The sequence below is a fragment of the Desulfovibrio sp. genome, assembly GCF_019424165.1.
Classification (GTDB): Bacteria; Desulfobacterota; Desulfovibrionia; order Desulfovibrionales; family Desulfovibrionaceae; genus Desulfovibrio.
Genome location: NZ_JAHZAA010000004.1, coordinates 102,956 through 111,050, shown reverse-complemented (window position 1 = coordinate 111,050; position 8,095 = coordinate 102,956). Strand labels below are relative to the sequence as shown.

Genomic DNA, 8,095 nt, shown 5'->3' with positions numbered 1-8,095 from the left:
AGTATCGCTTCCAGGGCAAGGAGAAACGCATACCACTGGATACCTGCCCTACCGTGGGGCTGAAGGATGCCAGAGAGAGACGCGAACAGGCCAAGAAGCTGCTGGCGCGGGGCATTGCCCCAAGCGCCCACAAGCAGGAAGCCAGGGCCGCAGCTACAGCTATTGAACAGGAACAAGCCACCACTTTTGAAGCCGTTGCCCGTGAGTGGTACTCCAAAAAGAAGGCCGCGTGGAAGCCTGTTCACCAAGAAAAAATCCTCTCCCGGCTGGAGAAGCAAATTTTTCCCTTCATCGGCGACAGGCCATTCTCTGCACTGGAACCTGCCGATTTCCTCACAGCGATACAGAATGCGGAATCAAGAGGGGCCATAGTGACCGCCCACAGGCTGGCGCAACTCTGCGGCCAGGTCTCGCGCTATGCGCGTATTGTGGGCCATACCCGCTATGATGTGGCGGCGGGGCTGGCCGAAGCCCTTACCCCGATACAGACCACCCACTTTGCCACGATCACTGACCCGAATGAAATTGGGCACTTACTCCGGGCCATTGACTCATATACCGGAGAACCTTCCATCTGCTTTGCCCTGAAAATCCTTCCTTTCGTTTTCGTGCGCTCTGTAGAGCTGCGGGGTGCAGAATGGAGCGAGATTGACCTTGATGCCGCCGAGTGGGTTATCCCGGCAGAACGGATGAAAATGAAGCGTCCCCACATCGTCCCGCTGGCTCGTCAGGTAATCACTCTGTTGAGTGATCTGCGTTCTTTAACGGGTGCAGAACGCTATTTATTTCCAAGTCTTTACAGTGCCAGCCGCCATATTTCCGATGTGGGCCTGTTAAATGCGCTGCGCCGCATGGGCTATGCCAAGGGAGTTATGACAATCCACGGATTCAGAAGTATGGCCTCTACTCTGCTCAACGAGCAGGGCTATAACCGGGACTGGATTGAGCGCCAGCTTGCCCACGGCGAGAAGAACGCCATCAGAGCCGCTTACAACCATGCAGAGTACCTGCCGGAGCGCCGCCGCATGATGCAAGAATGGGCGGATTATCTGGAAGGGTTAAAGGCTGAACCCTACGAAAAAACGACTACGTTTACGATAAATAAAAAATAACGTTGACTTCACCTTTAATGCCGTTTATCTTTGACTTGTCAGGAGGGCATTAACGTGAAGAACCAAGAGCGCCTAGAGCATTTTATAGCACTGCTAAACCTCGTTCCCCCGCAAGCTTACGACCTTGCCCAAGATATTACAGAATATATTAGGATAAGGGACGCTCTGCGTGCGGCCAATATTTGCTATTGTGTCCTGTTTAAAAAAGAACACCCGCTTATCATTTATACGCGAGAAGAGGCAATGGCGATCTTTGGGCAAGATTCTAATGCACCGTACGAGGTCAGAAGAGCCTTTGCTGAGGAAGAAGTTGAGCACCAGCCGATTTTCCTCGATGAAACTAAGGTTGAATTCTGGAGCTATATAATACATTTTGTTATTAAAATTAGAACCTTTGCGGACAAGTGCATTGCCGGGCATGTTGATACTACGTTTCTAAACACTCATTTAAATTGGGAAGACCATGAGGCGGAGTTTTCCGCCACAAGCAACCCCATGCGCCCGATCTTTTGTCCAACTCTTCCATCTGCACATGGCGAGGATTGGGGAGTAGAAAAAGCTCTTTGCTACCGGATACTTTACCCCTTAGTGCTTGACCCAAAGGCCCCACTTACCAAAATAAAATGCTGTCGAAATTGCGGCAAGTATTTCATTGCAAAGAGATTGAGCGCAACATTTTGCAGCGACAAGTGCAGGGGGGCGTACCATTATGCCGCAAGTGGTGACTAGGGGGCGCACCCCCCACCCACGATTAAGGGAAGTATTGGAAACGATAGAATCTATTCTTTCGGAAAATTCCACACAGGCTTACACCGGAGAAATCAGGCTTTCGATTCACATGTCTCAGGGTGCCCCAGCAAGGGCGTATCGGCTGCATGAGTCCAGAGAAGAAATAGTTCGTAAAGCATAACCGGCACCTGTACCCGCACAGCGTTCTTACGGCCCGGCCTCAGGCTCTCCCCTTTACAGGGAGGCTTGATGCCGGGCTTCTTTTTTGGTCATGGCAGGAAAGTAGAAAAACCTGTCAAGCCCCCCCATGATCAGACATCCCCACCCATGACGCGCTTTCCGATTGCGTTTCCAATACCCTGCCCGGCAGATGAGTGGATCGCATGCAAAGCCCGTGGAGATTTTGAGGGCAGCTAGAGGCCAGGAACCCGCGCGCGCAAAGGGTTCCCCCGTGGAGGATTTTGCATTATTGCCGTGATTGGTGGGTGGATAGTGCGACATGGTCCACAATCGCCGCCTGACGCACGAAAGCCAAGTTCGCACAGTAAGTGTCGCGCGATGGTTTTTATCACCTGAGATTGGACGCTGTGAGCATGGCTCTGCTGGTGGCATACCATCGGCATACCTTGAGCATAGGGTGTGCATCCGTTACACACCCTCTCAAAATAAGTGGTCTTAATGATTCATGTTGGTTACGAAGTATGGGCAACTAATGTCCGACAAAATGCAAGCAATTGCAGCCAATTGGTAGCTTTTGCATGCAATTGGTGGTCAACCAGTGGTCATCTGGTGGGCAAATTGTTTCACGCAAAATCAAATAGCACGATTATTTATTTTAGTAGCACTCAAAAAAAATGTGCGCAGGCCGTTTTGTGAAACAGCAGGAACCATTGAATATTTTATTTTGCCATGTCTCATAAGAGGCAATATGTAAACTTGGACAAACTATAAATGGCATTTTTCAAATTAATACTTGCATAAATTAAACGAAAATGGCAAGAAGAAAAAAACGGAGGTGAACAAATGTCTCCCCTGACAGAAGAGGAAAAGGCAAATAGGCCGATGAACCTTGAGGAAGTTATGGAGTACCTCCGCGTTGGGCGCAATACAGCCCTGAGCCTTCTGCAAAGCGGGAAGGTGAGCGCGGTTCAGGTCGGGCGACAATGGCGTGTTACCCGCAAGTCGTTGGATGAATTTCTTTCAGGCAAGGCCACAAGCAAGAATTAACCAAAACAGCCCGGCAAGGAGTCTAGTCCACTCCAAACCGGGCCTAACCCAGACCTACCAAGGAGGTCATGCGCTATGCAAACTGTACCCACCACCGCCAGCAATGGCAACACCACTGACGACACCACCCGCGAACAGCTTCTTTCCTTGCTGGGCGAACTGACCGAAAAACTTGAGCCGACCCCCGCGCCCGGGCCGGAAAAAATCACTATGGCCCATATATACATGGCCCCTTATCAAAGTGAGCGCGAAGACTTGGGCCGGGCAACCGAAAGCGTGGAGGCCTGCGCCAACGCCCTTAGACGCGAGGTGAAAAAGCTTGTGCGGGCGCTTCCTCCGATGGAAAATGAACGTGTCTGGAAACACATTTTTGAGCATTCTCTGGATGAATTTGAAGACATGGTGAAGGCCCTTGGTTGGCATGCCTGCGCCATGCGGCGACACGCGGACCATCTTGTACATTTGGTCGTTATGGCCGCTGGTGGTGACCCCGAAGCCGCTGCCTCCCTCCAAGGCGGTGAATGCCATGAGTAAACATCCCGCCCTCACTGGATACCAGTTTGATGAAGCACAGCCCGATCTTAATGATCTTTTGTGGGAAGCCCATGAAGTGCTTGCCTGTCTCAGCGACCTTTTCCAGCATAGCAATGGCCGGGACGTTGAAATCGAAATGAGTGACAGCGGGCGTCAAGGCCTTGGCCGGATTCTCAGGCATTGCGAACAGATCACCATTGACGCCATCGGGCTTGCACCGAGTAGGAGGAAGGAGGTCAGCCATGAGTAATTCCACCCTGACCACCAAAGACCACGGCAATGCAATCATGCTGTCCGAATCCATTGAACTGATGGCGCAAGGATTACGGGAAACCTACCTCGATCACGGCTTAAAGTCCGGCGACGATACCGCCGAGCATTCCCTTTATGCCGGACTGAACATGATTGCCTTCTCTGCAAAGAATTTGAGCGAGTATGTGGAGCAGTGCCAGCGTGAACTTGGCGAATTTGATCGGTCCTGATGAACTACCTGAACGAATAGCACTTAAGGGCCTGCCCCCCCACAGGCCGGCGCACAACAGCCCCCTGAGGGCTTGAAACGAAAATCCCGACTCAGTACATGGGCCGGGATTTTTGTGATCTTATACCGCATGGCGGCGTCTTTTCCTGCCGGGCTACACCAAGGGGCCAAACTTCCAATCTCTTACCCCCCAAAAACAACTGACACCCAGGATATGGGGATTACTTCTTCTTCGACAAAAAATTACTTCCTGACAGCGCGGACTTTCCAGACTTGCTTTCCAGTTCTTCGCGGGCTTTCTTGGCCACACCACCGCCATCTTTGGCTGCCTCGGCGTTTTCATCAAACCCGGTAGCTTCCATTTTCTCGGCAATCTGCTTGGTAGAAATTTCAGCCAGCATGGTCAAAACAAGCTCGGCATCGCTCATATGGTCACGAAGGTTTTGCGATTTAAGCCCTTTCAGGTCTTTGTGCTGGCGCACAGACAATCCAGTCCATTCCTTATGGGTAATACCCGTGAGGCGGGCGAACTCAGCGCCTTCTTTTATCCCGTGTTCGTCCCAAAAATCAGTGAGGGAATTACGGACTCGAATGCTAAGCATGCGCTGATTAATCCAATCATCAGAGCGCCCCTGCCTTTTCCAGTCTGCACGGGCGCGGGCAATCCCTGCCTCTGGGTCTTCTGTTTCCTTGATTCGCTCATAACCAACGCGAGCCAGCCAGAGCTTGATGGGTTCTGCTTTGGGGCTTGGAACTGACTGAATAAGGCGGAGGAGGGTTTCAACATTGGCCACGTCTGTGAGCCTTTTTTTGCCATCCTCAGCGGTTAGTTTCAACTGTTGACAATCTGTCAACAGTTCGGATCCTTCCTGCTTGAGACGGCTTTTTAGTTTGCCCCAATACAATGCGGCCCCTCGCGATGTTGGCTGCTCTGTAAGCACACCGACAATATCCACCACCGAGAAATACCAAGTCTCGGTCTCTTCATCGAACTGACGACGTACATGCCATCTTTCGAAAGCTGCGATTTCTTCTTTTGGCGTCATTTATACCTCGTATCCGAACATGCTTATGTAGGGTGGCTAACTTACTCAGCACTCAATCAACGGGGCTGTGCACCAACCCGATAGTCATAAAAAACCGTCAGGAGCACTGTGCGCCTAATCCTAGCCAAAACTGACTGATATTACCACCTCCCTCACGACAAGCACCCGTGCGCCACAGTGGGTCTAAATGGCTGTTTATGGACATGCTTACATATATAACCGTCTGAAATTATTGTTTACAACACATGGCGCCGGCATAGGCCTAGTAGGCCTGGTAAAAATGGGCGATTCTGGGCCAATCTTGGGCATGCGTCGAATGCGGAGCTACCTACAGGATACACCAAAAACTACAAAAATGATCAGGGGGTTTTCTGTCAGCCCTGTTTAGGTGATACCTCCGCCAGTGCCGCACCGAATAAAAAAGGGGGCAACTTTGGGGGCAACTCCAAATTTGTTTTTATAAATATTTATAAATTCAATTATGTTATTTAATATATTCAAGTCCCGCTCCGTCTTAAATGCCTTGTGGGGCTTAATGCTTTCCGAACGGACAAGCCTTGCAGGCTCAAGGGCGCCGTCGGCATCTCATGGCATTGGGGGCAACTTGGGGGGACAAATTACGATTAACAGTTGCACCCACAGATGGAGTTGCCCCCATGCCTCTTACCGACACCGCAATTCGGGAACAAAGCCCGCCATCAAAGCTGCCAGGCTGCTTGACAGCGACGAATTCCATATTGAAGTTGCCCCAAGCCGGAGCACGGGGGGGGGGAGCGTAAGTATCGCTTCCAGGGCAAGGAGAAACGCATACCACTGGATACCTGCCCTACCGTAGGACAGAAGGACGCCAGAGATAGATACGGATCCGGCCCAAAAGAAGCTGCTGGCGCAGGGCATTGACCCAAGCGCCCACAAACAGGAGGCCAGGGCCGCAGCTACAGCCATTGAACAGGCACATGTGTGCCTGCCAGCTTCATCACAGCAAACCAGGCTGACGTAGAAAACGACCTCGCGTCCACGCATTTTTTTCTACCACAGCCCGGCCACCCAGCATTTCAGGGCAAAGCTGACAGTGCGGTGCAACGCTCGAAACGTGATCAGATGACGCTAGTGCAGAAAAGGAAACAACAAAGCCCCCAGCACTTTGTGCCAGGGGCTTTATTTCATCAATATGCGCTAGGCTTACCAGCGACGGGCGGCCGGCTTTTTGGGCTCGGCCTTGTTCACGCGCAGGCTGCGACCGTCAACTTCTTTGCCGTCAAGGGCAGAGATCGCGTTGGTGGCGTCGTCGTCTTCCATTTCAACAAAACCAAAGCCGCGAGCACGGCCGGTTTCGCGATCTGAAATCAGGTTAACGGAAAGCACCTGACCATAAGCGCTGAACAGGGATTCAACGTCGCCCTGCGTGGTAGACCAGGAAAGATTGCCGACATAGATAGAAGTAGCCATAATAGACTCCATGGGGTTACGGGAGGTAGACTTTCGGCTGAAGCCTTACCCATGTAAAGTCTCTGGCGAAAAATTTACGATACCCAATCAGTGATGCGTAAAGATACGGATAGGCCCGTGCGTTGTCAATAATTATTTTAATAAATTTGTTATTATTGAAGAAAAATTAAATCCTGTTAAATTATTATCAACCTTAACAAATGGATAGCAATCTACATTTATTTTTTAAATCATTTATTGCACAACAGTTATATAATTGTATTGCGATCACCTGATATTAAAAAATGAAACAGCTATGAACTACAACGCACACCATGTTGCACCATGCCTACTGGTCAGAAAGCAAAATTTTCCCGCTTATCGCTTCAACCATACTGCAAATATCCACCATCATTGAAATAATAACTCTTTTTGCAACAAGAATCCTGGGGCGCAGCATTAAAAATTACCTCCAGCATTATCCAGTATTATCATAATTCCATCATTTATGCCCACATGCCTCTGCACAAAGCCCTGAATGGGTCTTTTAATCCTGAACAACTGTTGGCCTTGAACGCTCATCGCCCAGCAAGGCTACGTAGACAAAGCATGCCACACACTACGACGGCGCGCCCTCCTGGCAATCCATCACCCCGGCAGGCAGCACCTCCATAACGTCCCCGGGGCGCACAATCCCGCCCTGCAAAACCCTGGCAAACACGCCCTGCCGGGGCATGATGCAATCCCCCATGGTGTGGTATATCTGACAGTGATTATGGCACTCCTTGCCTATCTGCGAAACCTCGAGAAGAACCTCGTTACAGGACAGCCGCGTTCCCACGGGCAGGGCCGCAAAGTCAATGCCGTCCACAACAAGGTTTTCACCAAAACACCCGTGGGTCACAATGGCTCCCCTGGCCTTAAATGCTTCGATGGCCTGCCATGAGAGCAGGCTGACCTGGCGGTGCCATTTTCCGGCGTGGGCGTCGCCCTCAATGCCGTGATCCACCACAAGCGTGGCGGAAGACGCAGTTTTCTTGGCTGTACCTTTTTTGGGGCTGGTACAGATGGCCTTGATAATACCCATATTATTTCCCTATGTTTAGCAGACGCACTCGTTGTACTGCGTGACGGATCAGCTCTCGCCAAGGCAGCGCCGGCAGCACGGCAATCCCGCGATTCCGCCGCGCCGCTACCCGCAATCGCGGCTCCACGTCCTGCAGCGCCTTTACCGATCAACGTATCCATTCCTCTGTGCCCCGGCAATACCCCTGCCCGAAACACTCTGAAAAAGCATCATGTATTGCCGGAAGCTCCGGCATATCCACATCCTTGTCATTCCTTCCGGCACACACGCTGGCGGCATGGTCAGATTCGGATATCGACCGCAACGCATCGCGCGCTGTACGTTGCAAAGGGACATGACGCGGCACCGGATTGCGGCCCGGATTGCGGCCCCACCAAAAACACGTCCGGCCCCCCTGCCCCACCAGCCTTTCCGGTGCATCCTTCCTTATATAAAACACAAAAACAGATGG

9 protein-coding genes are annotated in these 8,095 nt (G+C 51.4%); 6 read left to right on the top strand and 3 right to left on the bottom strand.

Annotation, left to right across the window (positions count from 1 at the left end; genetic code table 11):
• From QZ377_RS03335 to QZ377_RS03310, 6 genes are all read left to right on the top strand, one after another.
• A partial coding sequence (locus QZ377_RS03335) for a tyrosine-type recombinase/integrase (RefSeq protein WP_291439511.1) occupies positions 1–1,112 on the top strand: 1,112 nt, incomplete at its 5' end.
• 54 nt (positions 1,113–1,166) lie between these two features.
• Positions 1,167–1,841, top strand: a complete 675-nt coding sequence (locus QZ377_RS03330) for a hypothetical protein (RefSeq protein WP_291439510.1) — start codon at positions 1,167–1,169, stop codon at positions 1,839–1,841.
• Positions 1,842–2,864: 1,023 nt separating this feature from the next.
• Positions 2,865–3,068, top strand: a complete 204-nt coding sequence (locus QZ377_RS03325; protein ID WP_291439509.1) for a helix-turn-helix domain-containing protein — start codon at positions 2,865–2,867, stop codon at positions 3,066–3,068.
• A 75-nt stretch (positions 3,069–3,143) separates the two neighbouring features.
• Positions 3,144–3,602 (top strand): hypothetical protein, encoded by a 459-nt coding sequence (locus QZ377_RS03320; protein WP_291439508.1) that lies wholly within the window; start codon positions 3,144–3,146, stop codon positions 3,600–3,602.
• A complete protein-coding gene (locus QZ377_RS03315) occupies positions 3,595–3,852 on the top strand; it encodes a hypothetical protein (RefSeq protein ID WP_291439507.1) in 258 nt (85 codons plus the stop codon). The genes QZ377_RS03320 and QZ377_RS03315 overlap by 8 nt, the downstream gene beginning before the upstream one ends.
• Positions 3,845–4,084, top strand: coding sequence for a hypothetical protein (locus QZ377_RS03310; protein WP_291439505.1), 240 nt, complete (start codon positions 3,845–3,847; stop codon positions 4,082–4,084). Before QZ377_RS03315 ends, QZ377_RS03310 begins: the two co-directional genes overlap by 8 nt.
• A 220-nt stretch (positions 4,085–4,304) precedes the next feature.
• Here QZ377_RS03310 and QZ377_RS03305 read toward each other — a convergent pair whose 3' ends face one another.
• The 3 genes from QZ377_RS03305 to QZ377_RS03295 form a co-directional block, all read right to left on the bottom strand.
• Positions 4,305–5,129, bottom strand: a complete 825-nt coding sequence (locus QZ377_RS03305; RefSeq protein WP_291439503.1) for a BRO family protein — start codon at positions 5,127–5,129, stop codon at positions 4,305–4,307.
• Between the two features lie 1,182 nt (positions 5,130–6,311).
• A complete protein-coding gene (locus QZ377_RS03300; RefSeq protein ID WP_291439501.1) occupies positions 6,312–6,578 on the bottom strand; it encodes an RNA-binding protein in 267 nt (88 codons plus the stop codon).
• Positions 6,579–7,176: 598 nt separating this feature from the next.
• Positions 7,177–7,644, bottom strand: a complete 468-nt coding sequence (locus QZ377_RS03295) for an MOSC domain-containing protein (RefSeq protein WP_291439499.1) — start codon at positions 7,642–7,644, stop codon at positions 7,177–7,179.
• Between the last annotated feature and the right edge of the window lie 451 nt (positions 7,645–8,095).